A 20231-nucleotide genomic window follows, 5' to 3' on the forward strand; every position below is an offset into this window, starting at 1 on the left:
CTTCAACTACCCTATTCCAACGCCAAACTGGAAGCCACCAATAATCTCATCAAACTTATCAAGCGCAATGCCTTTGGTTTTCGGAACTTTGAAAACTTCAAAAAACGGATTTTCATCGCTCTAAATATCAAAAAAGAAAGGACGAAATTTGTCCTTTCTAGATATTAGCTTTTCTTCAACCCACTACAGTTGACAAAGAGCCTTTTATCTATACTCCGCCAGTAGGACTCGAACCTACGACATCATGATTAACAGTCATGCGCTACTACCAACTGAGCTATGGCGGATAAAATAGTCCGTACGGGATTCGAACCCGTGTTACCGCCGTGAAAAGGCGGTGTCTTAACCCCTTGACCAACGGACCTTCTATCTGTAGCAGATATAACCATTATATCAATTTCTTACTAATTGTCAATCACTTTTGAGATTTTTTCTCTAAAATATCTTTCAATTTTCTAATTTTTAACCTTGAAATAGGACAGCGATGATCTTCATAGAAAACAACTTCTAGATTCTTTCGGTCAATTTCTCTAATATTGCCTATATTTACCAAAAATGACTTATGAGGAGAATAAAATCGCTGAGTATGTTTGTCCTTTTCCTGAATATCTGTCATTGTTCCATAGAACTCTTTTGCAAAATTCTTACCAATAATGCGCAATTTATGAGAGACCCCTGTCGTTTCAATATACAAAATATCATGGTAAGGGATTTTTAAATCATTTCCCTTGTAATTGTAGTCAAAATAATCCACCACATCTTCATTTTCAAGTAACATACTCTTCGTGTAGAAAATATTTTGCTCAATTCTCTTCTTGAACATCTCATCATTGATATCCTTATCAACAAAATCTAGGGCTGATACCTGGTATTTATAGGTTAAAGTCGCAAACTCTGATCGACTGGTGATAAAGACGATAATAGCGTAAGGATTGTAATGACGAATGAGCTGAGCCACTTCAAATCCCTTTTTCTCAATTCCATGAATATCAATATCTAGGAAGTAAAGCTGATTTACTTCATCGTTTTCAATGTATTCTTCAAATTCACGGACTTTTCCCGTTGTCTTGTATGATATTGGAATATTCGATTCTTTCGAAATTTCATCCAATATTCTCTCTAGTCTCACTTGATGTTCAATAACATCTTCTAAAATTAAAACTTTCATTCAAATTCCCTCTTAAATCTAATGATTTGTCTAAATGTACTGCCTTCCATCTCTGTTTCTAAAATAATGTTGTTGTACTTATCCAGTAGCTCTTTCACATTATTTAATCCAACTCCGCGATTCCTTCCCTTAGTGGAGAATCCTAAAGCAAATAGATCTCCTGAAGGAGTCATCGTCATTTTACATGAATTCTGAATCACAATCACTGTTTCAGTTTCCATCTTAATAACTGCTACTTCCATCTGCTTTTTATAACTATCAGCCGATCCTTCGACAGCATTGTTCAATAAAATGCTCATGATACGCACTAAATCCAATAGTTCGATTGGGAGCTTGGTAATCGTATCTTTTACTTCCAGTGTAAACTCTACACCATTATTTCTAGCATAGACAATGGACTGAGCAACCAAACTTCGTAAAGCTGAATCTTCTATGTTGTTCAAATCAAAGTAAGTGTACTTATCTGAGCGCAGTTTGTGATTGGCTTTAACCAAAACTTCGTTGTAAACTCTGTCAATTTCCTGTAAATCACCACTGTCAATTGCCATATGCATGCTGACAAGCATCCCAGCATAGTCATGTCGAAAACCACGGATTTCATTATACAGACCGACAATTTCATCTGTGTAGTTTTGTAAATGTTTCTGTTCAAATTTCTTCTGCTTCAAAGCAATCTCTTTCTCTATTTGAACTTTATGCGAATTCATTGCAAAGAAGGTTAAAAGGAGAGAAATAAAGACGATAGATGATAAAATACTTCCAAAACTATTCAAATGTTTAATCGTACTTACCATATTTGAAACGAAAGATACAATATGGAGCAGTAGTAAGGCAAAAAATACTTTTTTCAAGAAAGGATAAAGGTAGTCCTTGTCAAAATAGGCTAGTTCCAAATGGAAATAATGAATGATTTTTAAGATAACAACATAAGTCAACACCGTTACAACGGAAAAGAATAGGTAATAATATTGTAAAACAAAATTGTCTCCTGTTATAGAGGAGAAAGTTACGGACAAAAAGTTATGAGTGCTCTCATATAAAAGAGATAGTAGTAAACTTAGAAATAGTCCTCTATCCCTCTCATACTGTTTCATCCATCGAAAATAGGAATATAAGAATAAAGGAAATAAAAATGTTTCAATCCCTAACCCATCTAAATTTAGAAGATAGAAGGGAAAATCAAATACTATGTCTGTTAGTAATGTATAAGCACCAAAAACGAAGAATTCTTTTCTATTTATTTGACCTTTACAAATTAAACGGTAACTATGACTAATAATTAAAAAATATAATATCAAATCTACTAATAAGAAAAAATCCATTCTGCTACTCCTTTATCTTCTTCTAAAGATATTAAAGAAATTAAAGGACTTTTCATTCATTTTCCTCATCTCCCCACCTTTAATCTTTTGCAAGTCTTTTTCCTTCAAGGCTACAAACTGTTCCAATTTAACTGTGTTTTTCATAATAAAATCTCCTAAAATGTTTTTTCTTGTAAGATAACTTACAAAAACTATTATACAAAATGGAATTTCGTTTTAGATAAAATTCTCTCAACTGTCATTTTTTTCTCCCAAAGTGTACTTTTTTAAGAAAAAAGCCGGGAAAATTCCCAGCTTTGCTACTATATTGATCCCAGCAGGATTCGAACCTGCGACCGTTCGCTTAGAAGGCGAATGCTCTATCCAGCTGAGCTATGAGACCTAACACAATTATTCTACCAAAAATTCAATTAAAAGTCAATTTTCTATTTATGATAGGGGGATCCCTGCTGAATCGTAAAAGAGCGATAGATTTGTTCAACAAGAACTAGTCTCATTAACTGATGGGGCAAGGTTAGACGACCAAAACTGACAGAAAGATTGGCTCTCTTTTTTACATCCTGTGCTAACCCCAGACTCCCTCCAATGATAAAGGTAAGAGTAGAAAATCCTTTTATAGAAGCTTCTTCTAACCGCTTACTAAATTCTTCTGAAGAAAGTGTTTTCCCCTCAATGGCTAACACAATAACAAAATCACGATCACCAACTTTTGATAAAATTCTCTGACCTTCTATTTCTAAAATCTTTTGATTTTCTGACTCACTGGCCCTATCTGGTGTTTTTTCATCTGCTAACTCAATCATTTTAAGCTTAGCAAATCGAGAAATTCGTTTTGAATACTCTGCAATACCATCTTTTAAATACTTTTCTTTCAGTTTCCCAACTGTTACAACTTTAATTTTCATGACTCTATTCTAACATATTCTCTATTTTTTCACACCTTATTCACAAAACAAAAGGTTAAATTTCACCTAGAAAATCACAGATTTTTAAAAGTTATCCACAATCTGTGAAAAACTTTTATGTTTAAGTTATAATTAAGCTAGTCAGTTTATACTTTCAGTAATTCAAAAATATGGAGGCAAATATGAAACATTTAAAAACATTTTACAAAAAAGGGTTTCAATTATTAGTCGTTATCGTCATTAGCTTTTTTAGTGGAGCCTTGGGTAGTTTTTCAATAAACCAACTAACTCAAAAAAGTGGGGTAAGCAACTCCAACAACAATAGCACTATCACACAGACTGCCTATAAGAACGAAAATTCAACAACACAGGCTGTTAACAAAGTAAAAGATGCTGTTGTTTCAGTTATTACTTATTCAGCAAACAGACAAAATAGCGTATTTGGTAATGATGATACTGACACAGATTCTCAGCAAATCTCTAGTGAAGGATCTGGGGTTATTTATAAAAAGAATGACAAAGAAGCTTACATTGTCACCAATAATCACGTTATAAATGGCGCCAGCAAAGTAGATATTCGTTTGTCAGATGGAACTAAAGTACCTGGAGAAATTGTCGGAGCTGATACTTTCTCTGATATTGCTGTCGTCAAAATATCTTCAGAAAAAGTGACAACAGTAGCTGAGTTTGGTGATTCTAGCAAGTTAACCGTAGGAGAAACTGCCATTGCCATCGGTAGCCCGTTAGGTTCTGAATATGCTAATACTGTCACTCAGGGTATTGTATCTAGTCTCAATCGAAATGTATCTTTAAAATCTGAAGATGGACAAGCCATTTCTACAAAAGCCATCCAAACTGATACTGCTATTAACCCAGGTAACTCTGGTGGCCCACTAATCAATATTCAAGGACAAGTTATCGGAATTACCTCAAGTAAAATTGCCACAAATGGAGGCACATCTGTAGAAGGACTTGGTTTCGCAATTCCTGCAAATGATGCTATCAATATTATTGAACAGTTAGAAAAGAACGGAAAAGTGACTCGTCCAGCTTTGGGCATCCAAATGGTCAATCTCTCAAATATTAATACAAGTGATATTAGAAGACTGAATATTCCAAGCAATGTAACATCTGGTGTAGTTGTTCGTTCTGTGCAAAGTAATATGCCTGCCAATGGTCACCTTGAAAAATACGATGTTATTACAAAAGTAGATGACAAAGACATTGCTTCATCAACAGACTTACAAAGTGCTCTTTACAATCATTCTATCGGAGACACCATTAAAATAACTTACTATCGTAACGGTAAAGAAGAAACTACATCTATTAAACTTGACAAGAGTTCAGGTGATTTAGAATCTTAATTGACATCTATGTAAAGAAAGCTTTACATAAGAGAAAAGATGTGTTAGTGTAGAATCATGGAAAAATTTGAAATGATTTCTATTACAGATATACAAAAAAATCCCTATCAACCTCGAAAAGAATTTGATGGAGAAAAACTACATGAACTAGCACAGTCTATCAAAGAAAATGGGGTCATTCAACCGATTATTGTTCGTCAATCTCCTGTTATTGGTTATGAAATCCTTGCAGGAGAGAGACGCTATCGGGCTTCACTTTTAGCTGGTCTAAGGTCTATCCCAGCTGTTGTTAAACAGCTTTCAGATCAAGAGATGATGGTCCAGTCCATCATTGAAAATTTGCAAAGAGAAAATTTAAATCCAATAGAAGAAGCACGCGCCTATGAATCTCTTGTAGAGAAAGGATTTACCCATGCTGAAATTGCAGATAAAATGGGCAAGTCTCGTCCATATATCAGCAACTCCATTCGTTTGCTTTCCTTACCAGATGCTATCCTCTCAGAAGTAGAAAATGGCAAACTATCACAAGCCCATGCGCGTTCTCTAGTTGGGTTGAATAAGGAACAACAAGACTATTTCTTTCAACGAATTATAGAAGAAGACATTTCTGTAAGGAAGTTAGAAGCTCTTCTGACAGAGAAAAAACAAAAGAAACTGCAAAAAAATGATCATTTCATACAAAATGAAGAAGAACAGTTAAAAAAACTACTCGGATTAGATGTAGAAATCAAACTGTCTAAAAAAGATAGTGGAAAAATCATTATTGCTTTCTCAAATCAAGAAGAATACAGTAGAATTATCAACAGCCTGAAATAAGGCTGTTCTTTTATTTTTTTATCTCACAAGGTTATCCACTATTTTTTTTCAATAAAAAGCTTAATAAATCAATAGTTTTTACTTTTATCCCCAACCTGTGGATAAAAGATGATAACATTGTGGATTATTTTTCACAGCTTGTGGAAAATTCTTGTTCTCTATGGTAAAATAGGTCTAGTATTAAACTTTTAAATAGTAAAGGAGGAGAAAGGATTGAAAGAAAAACAATTTTGGAATCGTATATTAGAATTTGCTCAAGAAAGACTGACTCGATCCATGTATGATTTCTATGCTATTCAAGCTGAACTCATCAAGGTAGAGGAAAATGTTGCCACTATATTTTTACCACGATCTGAAATGGAAATGGTCTGGGAAAAACAACTAAAAGATATTATTGTAGTTGCTGGATTTGAAATTTATGATGCTGAGATTACTCCTCACTATATTTTCACTAAACCTCAAGATACGGCTATCTCACAAGTTGAAGAAGCTACAAATTCAACTCTTTATGACTATAGTCCAAAGTTAGCATCTATTCCTTATTCGGATACTGGGTTAAAAGAAAAGTATACCTTTGATAATTTTATTCAAGGGGATGGAAATGTTTGGGCAGTATCAGCCGCTTTGGCTGTCTCTGAAGATTTAGCTCTGACCTATAACCCTCTTTTTATCTATGGAGGACCTGGGCTTGGTAAGACTCACCTGTTAAACGCTATTGGAAATGAAATTCTAAAAAATATTCCAAATGCGCGTGTCAAATACATACCTGCTGAAAGCTTTATTAATGACTTTCTTGATCACTTAAGGCTTGGGGAAATGGAAAAATTTAAAAAAACCTATCGTAGTCTTGATCTTTTGTTAATCGATGATATCCAGTCACTCAGCGGAAAAAAAGTCGCAACTCAGGAAGAATTTTTCAATACCTTTAACGCCCTTCATGACAAGCAAAAACAGATTGTCCTAACCAGTGATCGAAGTCCAAAACATTTAGAAGGGCTCGAAGAAAGGCTTGTCACGCGCTTTAGTTGGGGATTAACACAAACTATCACACCCCCTGACTTTGAAACACGTATTGCCATTTTACAAAGTAAAACGGAACATTTAGGCTACAATTTCCAAAGTGATACTCTAGAATACCTAGCTGGGCAATTTGATTCAAATGTTCGAGATCTTGAAGGAGCTATCAACGACATCACTTTAATTGCCAGAGTAAAAAAAATCAAGGATATCACTATTGATATTGCTGCAGAAGCCATTAGAGCTCGCAAACAAGATGTTAGCCAAATGCTCGTCATCCCAATTGATAAAATCCAAAATGAAGTCGGTAACTTTTATGGTGTTAGTGTCAAAGAAATGAAGGGAAGCAGACGCCTTCAAAATATTGTGTTAGCCCGTCAAGTAGCCATGTATTTATCTAGAGAACTAACAGATAATAGTCTTCCAAAAATTGGGAAGGAATTTGGTGGAAAAGACCATACAACAGTCATTCATGCCCATGCAAAAATTAAATCTTTGATTGATGAAGACGATAATTTACGTTTAGAAATCGAATCAATCAAAAAGAAAATTAAGTAACTTGTGGATAACTTTTACTTTTTTATCCACATTTTTTAAACAAGCCAAAAAACTTGATATGACTTGTTTAAAGTCTGTTTTCCACAGATTTCACAGACTCTATTATTACTATTATACTTCTAATACTAAAAATAAATAAAGGAGAATCTATGATTCATTTTTCAATTAATAAAAATTTATTTCTACAAGCATTAAATACTACTAAGAGAGCTATTAGTTCTAAAAATGCCATTCCTATTTTATCAACCGTAAAAATTGACGTGACTAATGAAGGTGTTACTTTAATTGGTTCAAATGGTCAAATTTCAATTGAAAATTTTATTTCTCAAAAAAATGAAGATGCTGGTTTGTTAATTACTTCTTTAGGTTCAATCCTTCTTGAAGCTTCTTTCTTTATCAATGTGGTATCTTGTCTACCTGATGTAACTCTTGATTTTAAAGAAATTGAACAAAATCAAATTGTTTTAACCAGTGGCAAATCAGAAATTACCCTAAAAGGAAAGGATAGCGAACAATATCCACGAATCCAAGAAATTTCAGCAAGCACTCCTTTAATTCTTGAAACAAAATTACTCAAGAAAATTATCAATGAAACAGCATTTGCTGCAAGTACACAAGAGAGTCGTCCAATTTTAACAGGTGTTCATTTTGTATTGAGTCAACACAAGGAGCTAAAAACAGTGGCAACAGACTCTCATCGTCTAAGCCAGAAAAAATTAACCCTTGAGAAAAATAGTGATGATTTTGATGTCGTCATTCCTAGCCGTTCTCTACGCGAATTTTCAGCGGTATTTACAGATGATATCGAAACTGTAGAGATTTTCTTTGCCAATAACCAAATCCTCTTTAGAAGCGAAAATATTAGCTTCTATACACGTTTGTTAGAAGGAAACTATCCTGATACAGATCGTTTGATTCCAACAGAATTTAACACTACTATTACTTTTGATGTGGTAAACTTACGCCAGTCAATGGAACGTGCTCGTCTTTTATCAAGTGCAACTCAAAATGGTACTGTGAAGCTTGAAATTAAAGATGGTGTTGTTAGCGCCCACGTTCATTCTCCTGAAGTTGGTAAAGTAAACGAAGAAATTGATACTAAGCAGGTTACTGGGGATGATTTGACTATTAGTTTTAACCCAACCTACTTGATTGATTCTCTCAAAGCTTTAAATAGCGAAAAGGTGACCATTAGCTTTATTTCAGCTGTTCGTCCATTCACTCTTGTGCCAGCAGATACTGATGAGGACTTCATGCAACTTATCACCCCAGTTCGTACAAATTAAGTTAAAGAGGTTGAGCCTAGCTCGCCTCTTTTATGATATAATCGAAAAAGAAAAGGAGAATAGTATGTATCAAGTTGGAAATTTTGTTGAGATGAAAAAACCACATGCTTGCACAATTAAGTCAACAGGAAAAAAAGCAAATCGTTGGGAAATTACTCGTGTAGGAGCAGATATCAAAATCAAATGTAGTAATTGTGACCATGTTGTTATGATGGGGCGCTATGATTTTGATCGAAAAATGAATAAAATTATTGACTGAGAACCCTTAGTTAGAGGGTTAGCAAGTTTTCCCTTTTTGTGTTATAATATTAGGGATTGAAATGAAAACGGAGAATGAGAAAATATGGCTTTAACAGCAGGTATCGTTGGTTTGCCAAATGTTGGTAAATCAACACTATTTAATGCAATTACAAAAGCAGGAGCAGAAGCAGCAAACTACCCATTTGCGACGATTGATCCAAACGTTGGAATGGTAGAAGTTCCAGATGAACGCCTACAAAAATTGACTGAAATGATCACTCCTAAAAAGACAGTTCCAACAACTTTTGAATTTACAGATATTGCCGGGATTGTAAAAGGAGCTTCAAAAGGAGAAGGGCTAGGGAATAAATTCTTGGCCAATATTCGTGAAGTAGATGCGATTGTTCACGTAGTTCGTGCTTTTGATGATGAAAATGTGATGCGCGAGCAAGGACGTGAAGACGCCTTTGTAGATCCACTTGCCGATATTGACACTATTAACCTGGAATTGATTCTTGCAGACTTAGAATCAGTCAATAAGCGTTATGCGCGTGTAGAAAAGATGGCACGTACGCAAAAAGATAAAGAATCAGTAGCAGAGTTTAATGTTCTTCAAAAGATTAAACCTGTTCTTGAAGATGGGAAATCAGCTCGTACAATCGAGTTTACAGATGAAGAACAAAAAGTTGTCAAAGGTCTTTTCCTTTTGACGACTAAACCAGTTCTTTATGTTGCCAATGTAGATGAGGGTGTGGTTTCAGAACCTGACTCTATCGACTATGTCAAACAAATTCGTGAATTTGCAGCGACAGAAAATGCTGAAGTAGTCGTCATTTCTGCGCGTGCTGAAGAAGAAATTTCTGAATTGGACGATGAAGATAAAAAAGAGTTTCTTGAAGCCATTGGTTTGACAGAATCAGGTGTAGATAAGTTGACACGTGCAGCTTACCACTTGCTTGGATTGGGAACTTACTTCACAGCTGGTGAAAAAGAAGTTCGCGCTTGGACTTTCAAACGTGGTATGAAAGCTCCTCAAGCAGCTGGGATTATCCACTCAGACTTTGAAAAAGGATTTATTCGTGCAGTAACCATGTCATATGAGGATCTAGTGAAATACGGATCTGAAAAGGCCGTAAAAGAAGCTGGACGTTTGCGTGAAGAAGGAAAAGAATATATCGTTCAAGATGGCGATATCATGGAATTCCGCTTTAATGTCTAAAAAATTAATAAATGGTGTCAATTAGGTTGGAAAAAAATTCCAACCCTTTTGGCTTTTGAAAGGAAAAATAAATGACCAAATTACTTGTAGGATTAGGAAATCCAGGGGATAAATATTTTGAAACAAAACACAATGTTGGTTTTATGTTGATTGATCAACTAGCGAAGAAACAGAATATCACTTTTACACATGATAAGATATTTCAAGCTGATCTAGCATCCTTTTTCCTAAATGGAGAAAAAATTTATCTTGTCAAACCAACGACATTTATGAATGAAAGTGGAAAAGCGGTTCATGCTTTATTGACTTATTATGGTTTAGATATTGAAGATTTACTCGTCATTTACGACGACCTTGACATGGAAGTTGGTAAAATTCGTTTAAGAACAAAAGGCTCAGCAGGTGGTCACAATGGTATTAAGTCTATTATTCAACATATTGGAACTCAGGTCTTTAATCGTGTTAAGATAGGAATTGGAAGACCTAAAAATGGTATGTCAGTTGTTCACCATGTTTTGAGTACCTTTGACAAGGATGATTATATTGGTATTTTACAGTCTATTGACAAGGTTGACGATTCTGTAAACTACTATTTAAAAGAGAAAAACTTTGAAAAAACGATGCAGAGGTATAACGGATAAATGGTGACCTTATTAGATTTATTCTCAGAAAATGATCAGATAAAAAAATGGCATCAAAATTTAACAGATAAGAAAAGACAACTAATACTAGGTTTATCAACGTCTACTAAGGCTCTTGCAATTGCAAGCAGTTTAGAAAAAGAAGATAAGATTGTATTGTTGACGTCAACTTATGGAGAAGCAGAAGGACTTGTTAGTGATCTTCTATCTATCTTGGGTGAGGAACTTGTCTATCCATTTTTGGTAGATGATACTCCTATGGTGGAGTTTTTGATGTCTTCACAAGAAAAAATCATTTCACGGGTTGAAGCCTTGCGTTTTTTGACTGATTCATCTAAGAGAGGGATTTTAGTTTGTAATATCGCAGCAAGTCGATTGATTTTACCGTCTCCCAATGTATTCAAAGATAGTATTGTAAAAATCTCAGTTGGTGAAGAATATGATCAACACGCGTTTATTCATCAGTTAAAGGAAACAGGTTATCGAAAAGTTACACAAGTACAAACTCAGGGAGAGTTTAGTCTGCGAGGAGATATTTTAGATATTTTTGAAATATCCCAGTTAGAACCTTGCCGAATTGAGTTTTTTGGTGATGAAATTGATGGTATTAGGTCATTTGAAGTAGAAACACAATTATCGAAAGAAAATCAGACAGAACTCACCATTTTTCCAGCTAGTGATATGCTTTTGAGAGAAAAGGATTATCAACGAGTTCAGTCAGCTTTAGAAAAACAAATTTCGAAGACCTTATCACCTATTTTGAAATCATATCTAGAAGAAATTCTTTCAAGTTTTCACCAAAAACAAATTCATTCTGATTCTCGGAAATTTTTATCTTTGTGTTATGACAAGACATGGACTATTTTTGATTATATCGAAAAAGACATACCAATATTCTTTGATGATTATCAGAAATTGATGAATCAGTATGAAGTCTTTGAAAGAGAATTAGCGCAATACTTTACAGAAGAGTTACAGAATAGTAAAGCATTTTCTGAGATGAAGTATTTTGCTGATACAGAGCAAATCTATAAAAAACAGAGTCCGGTTACCTTTTTCTCTAATCTGCAAAAGGGGTTAGGAAATCTCAAGTTTGACCAAATTTATCAATTTAATCAATATCCTATGCAGGAGTTTTTCAATCAATTTTCTTTTCTAAAAGAAGAAATTGAGCGATATAAAAAAATGGATTACACCATTATTCTGCAGTCTAGCAATTCAATGGGAAGTAAAACATTGGAGGATGTGTTAGAGGAATATCAGATTAAATTGGATTCTAGAGATAAGTCAAGAATCTGTAAAGAATCTGTAAACTTAATCGAGGGCAATCTCAGACATGGTTTTCATTTTGTAGATGAAAAGATTTTATTGATAACTGAACATGAGATTTTTCAAAAGAAATTAAAGCGTCGTTTTCGAAGACAACATGTTTCAAATGCAGAGAGATTAAAAGATTACAATGAACTTGAAAAAGGGGACTATGTTGTCCATCATATCCATGGGATTGGTCAATATCTAGGAATTGAAACCATTGAAATCAAGGGAATTCATCGTGATTATGTTAGTGTTCAATACCAAAACGGGGATCAAATTTCTATCCCCGTGGAACAGATTCATCTACTGTCCAAATATATTTCAAGTGATGGGAAAGCTCCAAAACTCAATAAATTAAATGACGGTCATTTTAAAAAGGCCAAGCAAAAAGTTAAGAACCAGGTAGAGGATATAGCTGATGATTTAATTAAACTTTATTCTGAACGCAGCCAGTTGAAGGGCTTTGCTTTCTCAGCCGATGATGAAGAGCAAGATGCTTTTGATGATGCTTTCCCTTATGTTGAAACGGACGATCAACTTCGTAGTATTGAGGAAATCAAGAGAGATATGCAGGCTTCTCAGCCAATGGATCGACTTTTAGTTGGGGATGTTGGTTTTGGAAAGACTGAAGTTGCAATGCGTGCAGCTTTTAAGGCTGTCAATGATCACAAACAGGTTGTCGTTCTAGTTCCGACGACTGTTTTAGCGCAACAGCACTATACGAATTTTAAGGAACGATTCCAAAATTTTGCAGTTAATATTGATGTATTGAGTCGTTTTAGAAGTAAAAAAGAGCAGACCGAAACACTTGAAAAATTGAAAAACGGTCAAGTTGATATTTTGATTGGAACACATCGTGTTTTGTCAAAAGATGTTGTGTTTGCTGATTTGGGCTTGATGATTATTGATGAGGAACAGCGATTTGGTGTCAAGCATAAGGAAACCTTGAAAGAACTGAAAAAACAAGTAGATGTCCTGACCTTGACAGCAACGCCAATTCCTCGTACCCTTCACATGTCTATGCTGGGAATCAGAGATTTGTCTGTTATTGAAACTCCGCCGACTAATCGTTATCCAGTGCAAACCTATGTTTTGGAAAAGAATGATAGTGTCATTCGTGATGCTGTCTTGCGTGAAATGGAGCGTGGAGGTCAAGTTTACTACCTTTACAACAAAGTTGACACGATTGACCAGAAGGTTTCCGAATTACAGGAGTTGATTCCAGAGGCTTCGATTGGGTATGTTCATGGGCAAATGAGTGAGATTCAGTTAGAAAATACTCTACTGGATTTCATTGAAGGTCAGTATGATATTTTAGTGACAACTACCATTATTGAGACAGGGGTGGACATTCCAAATGCTAATACTTTATTTATTGAAAATGCGGACCATATGGGCTTGTCAACCTTGTATCAGTTAAGAGGAAGAGTCGGTCGTAGTAATCGTATTGCTTATGCCTATCTCATGTATCGCCCAGAAAAATCAATCAGTGAAGTTTCTGAAAAGAGATTAGAAGCGATTAAAGGATTTACAGAATTGGGCTCTGGATTTAAGATTGCAATGCGAGATCTTTCGATTCGCGGAGCAGGAAATCTTTTAGGAAAATCCCAGTCTGGTTTCATTGATTCTGTTGGTTTTGAATTGTATTCGCAGTTATTAGAGGAAGCTATTGCCAAACGAAACGGTAATGCTAACACTAATACAAGAAACAAAGGGAATGCTGAGTTGATTTTGCAAATTGATGCCTATCTTCCTGATACTTATATTTCTGATCAACGACATAAGATTGAAATTTACAAGAAAATTCGTCAAATTGACAACCGTGTCAATTATGAAGAGTTACAAGAGGAGTTGATAGACCGTTTTGGAGAATACCCAGATGTAGTAGCCTATCTTTTAGAGATTGGTTTAGTCAAGTCATATTTGGACAAGGTCTTTGTTCAACGCGTGGAAAGAAAAGATAATAAAATTACAATTCAATTTGAAAAAGTCACTCAGCGATTGTTTTTGGCTCAAGATTATTTTAAAGCTTTATCCGCAACGAACTTAAAAGCAGCTATCACTGAGAATAAGGGATTAATGGAGCTTGTATTTGATGTCCAAAATAAGAAAGATTATGAAATTTTAGAAGGTCTGCTGATTTTTGGAGAAAGTTTATTAGAGATAAAAGAGTCTAAGGAAGAAAATTCCATTTGATATTTTCCTTCTATAAAATAGATAAAAATGGTACAATAATAAGTTGAGGTAATAAGGATGAGATTAGACAAATATTTAAAAGTATCGCGAATTATCAAGCGTCGTACAGTCGCAAAGGAAGTAGCAGATAAAGGTAGAATCAAGGTGAATGGAATCTTGGCCAAAAGTTCAACGGACTTGAAAGTTAATGACCAAGTTGAAATTCGTTTTGGAAATAAATTGTTACTTGTAAAAGTACTGGAGATGAAAGATAGTACAAAAAAAGAAGATGCAGCAGGCATGTATGAAATTATCAGTGAAACACGGGTAGAAGAAAATGTCTAAAAATATCGTACAATTGAATAATTCTTTTATTCAAAATGAACACCAACGTCGTCGCTACCTGATGAAAGAACGACAAAAACGGAATCGTTTTATGGGGTGGGTATTGATTTTGATTATGCTATTATTTATCTTGCCAACTTTTAATTTAGCGCAGAGCTATCAGCAATTACTACAAAGACGTCAGCAATTAGCAGACTTGCAAACTCAGTATCAAACTTTGAGTGATGAAAAGGATAAGGAGACAGCATTTGCTACTAAGTTGAAAGACGAGGATTATGCTGCCAAATATACACGAGCGAAGTACTATTATTCTAAGTCGAGGGAAAAAGTTTATACGATTCCTGACTTGCTACCAAGGTGATAAAATGGAAAATTTATTAGATGTAATAGAGCAATTTTTGAGTCTATCGGATGAAAAGCTGGAAGAGTTGGCTGATAAAAATCAATTATTGCGTTTACAAGAAGAAAAGGAAAGGAAGAATGCGTAAATTCTTAATTATTTTGTTGCTACCGAGTTTTTTGACAGTTTCAAAAGTAGTTAGCACAGAAAAAGAAGTTGTCTATACTTCGAAAGAAATTTATTACCTTTCACAATCTGACTTTGGTATTTATTTTAGAGAAAAATTAAGTTCTCCCATGGTTTATGGAGAGGTTCCTGTTTATGCGAATGAAGATTTAGTAGTGGAATCTGGAAAATTGACTCCAAAAACAAGTTTTCAGATAACCGAGTGGCGTCTAAATAAACAAGGAATTCCGGTATTTAAGCTATCAAATCATCAATTTATAGCTGCGGACAAACGATTTTTATATGATCAGTCAGAGGTAACTCCAACAATAAAAAAAGTATGGTTAGAATCTGACTTTAAACTGTATAACAGCCCTTATGATTTAAAAGAAGTGAAATCATCCTTATCAGCTTATTCGCAAGTATCAATCGATAAGACCATGTTTGTAGAAGGAAGAGAATTTCTACATATTGATCAAGTTGGATGGGGAGATAAGGAATCAACTTCTGAAGAAGATAATCGGATGGGTAAAGTCCAAGAAATGTTATCGGAAAAATATCAGAAAGATTCTTTCTCTATTTATGTTAAGCAACTGACTACTGGAAAAGAAGCTGGTATCAATCAAGATGAAAAGATGTATGCAGCTAGCGTTTTGAAACTCCCTTATCTCTATTATGTGCAAGAAAAAATAAATGAGGGTCTTTATCAGTTAGACACGACTGTAAAATACGTATCTGCAGTCAATGATTTTCCAGGTTCTTATAAACCAGAGGGAAGTGGTAGTCTTCCTAAAAAAGAGGATAATAAAGAGTATTCTCTAAAGGATTTAATTACTAAAGTATCAAAAGAATCTGATAATGTAGCTCATAATCTATTGGGATATTACATTTCAAACCAATCTGATGTCACATTCAAATCCAAGATGTCTGCTATTATGGGAGATGATTGGGATTCAAAAGAAAAATTGATTTCTTCCAAGATGGCTGGGAAGGTTATGGAAGCCATTTATAATCAAAATGGATTTGTATTGGAATCTTTGACTAAAACAGATTTTGATAATGAGCGAATTGCCAAAGGTGTTTCTGTGAAGGTAGCTCATAAAATAGGAGATGCGGACGAATTTAAGCATGATACGGGTGTGGTCTACGCAGATTCTCCATTTGTTATTTCTATTTTCACTAAGAATTCTGATTATGATACGATTTCTAAGATAGCCAAAGATGTTTATGAGGTTCTAAAATGAGGGAACAGGATTTTTTTAATCATTTTCTCAAGAGAGGATATTTTAAAAAACATACTAAGGTGGTGCTAGCTCTTTCTGGTGGATTAGATTCTATGTTTCTATTTAAGGTATTGTCTACGTATCAAAAAGAGTTAGAAATTGAACTGATTCTAGCTCATGTGAATCATAAGCAGAGAGTAGAATCAGATTGGGAAGAAAAGGAATTAAGGAAGTTGGCTGCAAAAGCAGAACTTCCTATTTATATCAGTAATTTTTTAGGTGAATTTTCAGAAGCGCGTGCACGAAATTTTCGTTATGATTTTTTTCAAGAGATCATGAAAAAGACAGGTGCGACAGCCTTAGTCACTGCCCACCATGCTGATGACCAGGTGGAAACGATTTTGATGCGTTTGATTCGAGGCACTCGTTTGCGCTATCTATCAGGAATTAAGGAGAAGCAAGTAGTCGGAGAGATAGAAATCATTCGCCCTTTCTTGCATTTTCAGAAAAAAGACTTTCCACCAATTTTTCACTTTGAAGATACATCAAATAAGGAAAATCATTATTTTCGCAATCGTATTCGAAACTCTTATTTACCAGAATTAGAAAAAGAAAATCCTCGATTTAGGGATGCAATCTTAAGCATCGGTAATGAAATTTTAGATTATGATTTGGCAATAGCTGAATTATCAAAGAATATTGATGTAGAAAATTTAGAGTGCCTATTGTCTTACTCTGAGTCGACACAAAGAGTTTTACTTCAAACTTACCTGAATCGTTTTCCAGATTTGAATCTTACAAAAGCTCAGTTTGAAGAAGTTAGACAAATTTTAAAAACTAAAAGCCAGTATCGTCATCCGCTTAAAAATGGCTATGAATTGATAAAAGAGTATCAACAGTTTCGGATTTGTAAAATCAGTCCTCAGGCTGATGAAAAGGAAGATGAACTTGTGTTACACTATCAAAATCAGGTATCTTATCAAGGATATTTATTTTCCTTTGGACTTCCTTTAGAAGGTGAACTAATTCAACAAATACCTGTTTCACGGGAAACATCTATATACATTCGTCATCGAAAAGCAGGAGATGTTTTGATTCAAAATGGGCATAGAAAAAAACTCAGACGTCTATTTATTGATTTGAAAATCCCTATGGAAAAGCGAAAATCTGCTCTGATTATTGAGCAATTTGGTGAAATTGTTTCAATTTTGGGAATTGCGACCAGTAATTTGAGTAAAAACACGAAAAATGATATAATGAACACTGTACTTTATATAGAAAAAATAGATAGGTAAAAAAATGTTAGAAAACGATATTAAAAAAATCCTCGTTTCACACGATGAAATTACAGAAGCTGCTAAAAAATTAGGTGCTCAATTAACCAAAGACTATGCAGGGAAAAATCCAATCTTGGTTGGGATTTTAAAAGGATCTATTCCTTTTATGGCTGAATTGGTCAAACATATTGATACACATATTGAAATGGACTTCATGATGGTTTCTAGCTACCATGGTGGAACAGCAAGTAGTGGTGTTATCAATATTAAACAAGATGTGACTCAAGATATCAAAGGAAGACATGTTCTATTTGTAGAAGATATCATTGATACAGGTCAAACTTTGAAGAATTTGCGAGATATGTTTATTGCAAGAGAAGCAGCTTCTGTTAACATTGCAACCTTGTTGGATAAACCAGAGGGACGTGTTGTAGAAATTGAGGCAGACTATACCTGCTTTACTATCCCAAATGAGTTTGTAGTAGGTTATGGTTTAGACTACAAAGAAAATTATCGTAATCTTCCTTATGTTGGAGTATTGAAAGAAGAAGTGTATTCAAATTAGAAAGAACAATTTTTAATGAAAAAACAAAATAATGGTTTAATTAAAAATCCATTTCTATGGTTATTACTTATTTTTTTCCTAGTTACAGCTTACCAGTATTTTAGTACAGGTAGTGTTGCAGGGAAAAGTGAGCAAATTAATTATACAGAATTGGTAAAAGAAATTACCGATGACAATGTAAAAGAATTGACTTACCAACCAAATGGCAGTGTTATCGAAGTTTCGGGTGTTTATAAAAATCCTAAAACAAGTAAAGAAGAAACAGGTATTCAGTTTTTCACGCCATCTGTTACTAAGGTAGAGAAATTTACCAGCATTATTCTTCCTGCAGATACTACCGTATCAGAATTGCAAAAACTTGCTACTGACCATAAGGCAGAAGTAACTGTTAAGCATGAAAGTTCAAGTGGTATGTGGATTAATATTCTTGTATCCATTGTGCCATTCGGTATTCTATTCTTCTTCCTATTCTCTATGATGGGAAATATGGGAGGAAATAATAGCCGTAACCCAATGAGTTTCGGACGTAGTAAGGCTAAAGCTGCAAATAAAGAAGATATTAAAGTAAGATTTTCAGATGTTGCTGGAGCTGAAGAAGAAAAACAAGAACTAGTTGAAGTTGTTGAATTTTTAAAAGATCCAAAACGATTTACAAAACTTGGAGCCCGTATTCCAGCAGGTGTCCTTCTAGAGGGACCTCCGGGAACAGGTAAGACGTTACTTGCTAAAGCAGTCGCCGGAGAAGCAGGTGTTCCATTCTTTAGTATCTCAGGTTCTGACTTTGTAGAAATGTTTGTCGGAGTTGGAGCTAGTCGTGTTCGTTCTCTTTTTGAAGATGCCAAAAAAGCAGCACCAGCTATTATCTTTATCGATGAAATTGATGCTGTTGGACGTCAACGTGGAGTCGGTCTCGGCGGAGGTAATGACGAACGTGAACAAACCTTGAACCAACTTTTGATTGAGATGGATGGTTTTGAGGGAAATGAAGGGATTATTGTCATCGCTGCGACAAACCGTTCAGATGTACTTGACCCTGCCCTTCTGCGTCCAGGACGTTTTGATAGAAAAGTATTGGTTGGTCGTCCTGATGTTAAAGGTCGCGAAGCAATCTTGAAAGTTCATTCTAAGAACAAGCCTTTAGCAGAAGATGTTGATTTGAAATTAGTGGCTCAACAAACTCCAGGTTTTGTTGGTGCTGATTTAGAGAATGTATTGAATGAAGCAGCTCTAGTTGCTGCTCGTCGCAATAAATCGGTAATTGATGCCTCAGATATTGATGAAGCAGAAGATAGAGTTATTGCTGGTCCTTCTAAGAAAGATAAGACAGTTTCACAAAAAGAACGTGAATTGGTTGCCTACCATGAGGCTGGACATACCATTGTTGGTCTAGTCTTATCGAATGCCCGCGTTGTCCATAAGGTTACCATCGTACCACGTGGCCGTGCAGGTGGTTACATGATTGCACTTCCTAAAGAGGATCAAATGCTTCTATCTAAAGAAGATATGAAAGAGCAATTGGCTGGCTTTATGGGGGGACGTGTAGCTGAAGAAATTATCTTTAATGTCCAAACTACAGGAGCTTCAAACGACTTTGAACAAGCGACACAAATGGCGCGTGCAATGGTTACAGAGTACGGTATGAGTGAAAAACTTGGTCCAGTACAATATGAAGGAAACCATGCTATGTTTGGTGCACAGAGTCCTCAAAAATCAATTTCAGAACAAACAGCTTATGAAATTGACGAAGAGGTTCGTTCATTATTGAATGAAGCACGAAATAAAGCTGCTGAAATTATTCAGTCAAATCGTGAAACTCACAAGTTGATTGCAGAAGCATTATTGAAATACGAAACATTGGATAGTACACAAATTAAATCTCTTTACGAAACAGGAAAGATGCCTGAAACAGTAGAAGAGGAATCACATGCACTATCCTATGATGAAATAAAGTCAAAAATGAATGATGAGAAATAACTCTAAGAGAGGCAAGACCTCTCTTTTTTGTGCAGTTGAGGAGCTAAAGGGTGCAGAATGGATGAAATGTGCCAAAAGTGTATTTGAATCTGTTAGACTGTATCTAGAAAGGGGAATAGAATGCTTAAAGAATTGTATGAAGAAGTCCAAGGAATTGTATACAAGTGTAGAAATGAATATTACCTTCATTTATGGGAGCTATCAGACTGGGATCAAGAGGGAATGATTTGCCTACATGAATTGATTAGTAGCGAAGAAGGGCTAGTAGACGATATTCCACGCTTACGTAAATATTTCAAAACAAAATTCCGGAATCG

At 34.9% G+C, this 20231-nt stretch carries 20 protein-coding genes, 3 tRNA genes and 1 pseudogene; 17 read left to right on the forward strand and 7 right to left on the reverse strand.

The features are described 5' to 3' along the window. Positions 1-168: transposase (locus K4Z77_RS08980; RefSeq protein WP_224219119.1), on the forward strand; the 168-nt coding region annotated here is incomplete at its 5' end. Between the two features lie 45 nt (positions 169-213). Here the strand turns inward: K4Z77_RS08980 and K4Z77_RS08985 are convergent. From K4Z77_RS08985 to rlmH, 7 genes are all read right to left on the reverse strand, one after another. Beyond that, a tRNA-Asn gene (locus tag K4Z77_RS08985) sits at positions 214-287 on the reverse strand. Between the two features lie 5 nt (positions 288-292). Further along, positions 293-364: transfer RNA gene (locus K4Z77_RS08990), tRNA-Glu, on the reverse strand. A gap of 51 nt (positions 365-415) precedes the next feature. Next, the gene (comE, locus tag K4Z77_RS08995) at positions 416-1168 is read right to left on the reverse strand and encodes a competence system response regulator transcription factor ComE (protein ID WP_000866069.1); all 753 of its coding nucleotides are present in this window, start codon (positions 1166-1168) and stop codon (positions 416-418) included. Continuing rightward, the gene (gene comD / locus K4Z77_RS09000) at positions 1165-2490 is read right to left on the reverse strand and encodes a competence system sensor histidine kinase ComD (RefSeq protein ID WP_224219110.1); all 1326 of its coding nucleotides are present in this window, start codon (positions 2488-2490) and stop codon (positions 1165-1167) included. The genes comE and comD overlap by 4 nt, the downstream gene beginning before the upstream one ends. A gap of 12 nt (positions 2491-2502) precedes the next feature. Then, the gene (gene comC / locus K4Z77_RS09005; protein WP_004248788.1) at positions 2503-2634 is read right to left on the reverse strand and encodes a competence-stimulating peptide ComC; all 132 of its coding nucleotides are present in this window, start codon (positions 2632-2634) and stop codon (positions 2503-2505) included. Positions 2635-2798: 164 nt separating this feature from the next. After that, positions 2799-2872: transfer RNA gene (locus tag K4Z77_RS09010), tRNA-Arg, on the reverse strand. A 43-nt stretch (positions 2873-2915) separates the two neighbouring features. Beyond that, positions 2916-3395 (reverse strand): 23S rRNA (pseudouridine(1915)-N(3))-methyltransferase RlmH, encoded by a 480-nt coding sequence (gene rlmH, locus K4Z77_RS09015; protein ID WP_000695940.1) that lies wholly within the window; start codon positions 3393-3395, stop codon positions 2916-2918. 182 nt (positions 3396-3577) lie between these two features. Here rlmH and htrA point away from each other — a divergent pair, with 182 nt between their 5' ends. The 16 genes and pseudogenes from htrA to K4Z77_RS09095 all read left to right on the forward strand — a co-directional run. Beyond that, positions 3578-4759: a serine protease HtrA gene (gene htrA, locus K4Z77_RS09020; protein WP_224219111.1), complete on the forward strand. Its 1182-nt coding sequence runs from the start codon at positions 3578-3580 to the stop codon at positions 4757-4759. Positions 4760-4816: 57 nt separating this feature from the next. Then, on the forward strand, positions 4817-5575 hold the full coding sequence (locus tag K4Z77_RS09025) for a ParB/RepB/Spo0J family partition protein (protein ID WP_224219112.1): 759 nt from the start codon (positions 4817-4819) through the stop codon (positions 5573-5575). Between the two features lie 213 nt (positions 5576-5788). Then, positions 5789-7150, forward strand: coding sequence for a chromosomal replication initiator protein DnaA (gene dnaA / locus K4Z77_RS09030; RefSeq protein WP_023944973.1), 1362 nt, complete (start codon positions 5789-5791; stop codon positions 7148-7150). 149 nt (positions 7151-7299) lie between these two features. Next, positions 7300-8436, forward strand: a complete 1137-nt coding sequence (gene dnaN / locus K4Z77_RS09035; protein ID WP_224219113.1) for a DNA polymerase III subunit beta — start codon at positions 7300-7302, stop codon at positions 8434-8436. 64 nt (positions 8437-8500) lie between these two features. Then, the gene (locus K4Z77_RS09040; RefSeq protein WP_000285186.1) at positions 8501-8695 is read left to right on the forward strand and encodes a DUF951 domain-containing protein; all 195 of its coding nucleotides are present in this window, start codon (positions 8501-8503) and stop codon (positions 8693-8695) included. An 84-nt stretch (positions 8696-8779) separates the two neighbouring features. Continuing rightward, positions 8780-9895 carry a redox-regulated ATPase YchF gene (ychF, locus tag K4Z77_RS09045; RefSeq protein WP_224219114.1) on the forward strand — a complete coding sequence of 372 codons (1116 nt, stop codon included), beginning with the start codon at positions 8780-8782 and terminating at the stop codon, positions 9893-9895. A 71-nt stretch (positions 9896-9966) separates the two neighbouring features. Then, complete coding sequence (gene pth / locus K4Z77_RS09050) at positions 9967-10536, forward strand: aminoacyl-tRNA hydrolase (RefSeq protein ID WP_224219115.1); 570 nt, start codon at positions 9967-9969, stop codon at positions 10534-10536. Then, on the forward strand, positions 10537-14046 hold the full coding sequence (gene mfd / locus K4Z77_RS09055) for a transcription-repair coupling factor (RefSeq protein WP_224219116.1): 3510 nt from the start codon (positions 10537-10539) through the stop codon (positions 14044-14046). 57 nt (positions 14047-14103) lie between these two features. After that, positions 14104-14370: an RNA-binding S4 domain-containing protein gene (locus K4Z77_RS09060; RefSeq protein ID WP_001234978.1), complete on the forward strand. Its 267-nt coding sequence runs from the start codon at positions 14104-14106 to the stop codon at positions 14368-14370. Beyond that, the gene (locus K4Z77_RS09065) at positions 14363-14731 is read left to right on the forward strand and encodes a septum formation initiator family protein (protein ID WP_033679439.1); all 369 of its coding nucleotides are present in this window, start codon (positions 14363-14365) and stop codon (positions 14729-14731) included. The genes K4Z77_RS09060 and K4Z77_RS09065 overlap by 8 nt, the downstream gene beginning before the upstream one ends. Positions 14732-14735: 4 nt before the next feature. Then, entirely contained in the window at positions 14736-14858 is a 123-nt protein-coding gene (locus K4Z77_RS09070) for an SP_0009 family protein (protein ID WP_000429334.1), read from the forward strand. Further along, positions 14851-16119 (forward strand): serine hydrolase, encoded by a 1269-nt coding sequence (locus tag K4Z77_RS09075; RefSeq protein WP_224219117.1) that lies wholly within the window; start codon positions 14851-14853, stop codon positions 16117-16119. The genes K4Z77_RS09070 and K4Z77_RS09075 overlap by 8 nt, the downstream gene beginning before the upstream one ends. Then, positions 16116-17393 (forward strand): tRNA lysidine(34) synthetase TilS, encoded by a 1278-nt coding sequence (gene tilS, locus K4Z77_RS09080; protein ID WP_033679441.1) that lies wholly within the window; start codon positions 16116-16118, stop codon positions 17391-17393. Before K4Z77_RS09075 ends, tilS begins: the two co-directional genes overlap by 4 nt. A 4-nt stretch (positions 17394-17397) precedes the next feature. Beyond that, positions 17398-17940, forward strand: coding sequence for a hypoxanthine phosphoribosyltransferase (gene hpt / locus K4Z77_RS09085; RefSeq protein WP_000892176.1), 543 nt, complete (start codon positions 17398-17400; stop codon positions 17938-17940). Between the two features lie 15 nt (positions 17941-17955). Continuing rightward, positions 17956-19914 (forward strand): ATP-dependent zinc metalloprotease FtsH, encoded by a 1959-nt coding sequence (ftsH, locus tag K4Z77_RS09090; RefSeq protein WP_224219118.1) that lies wholly within the window; start codon positions 17956-17958, stop codon positions 19912-19914. Between the two features lie 120 nt (positions 19915-20034). Further along, a pseudogene (locus tag K4Z77_RS09095) lies at positions 20035-20231 on the forward strand (sigma-70 family RNA polymerase sigma factor); the annotation flags it as partial.

Origin of the sequence: Streptococcus mitis subsp. hohhotensis (assembly GCF_020089495.2) — a bacterium.
GTDB lineage: Bacteria > Bacillota > Bacilli > Lactobacillales > Streptococcaceae > Streptococcus > Streptococcus hohhotensis.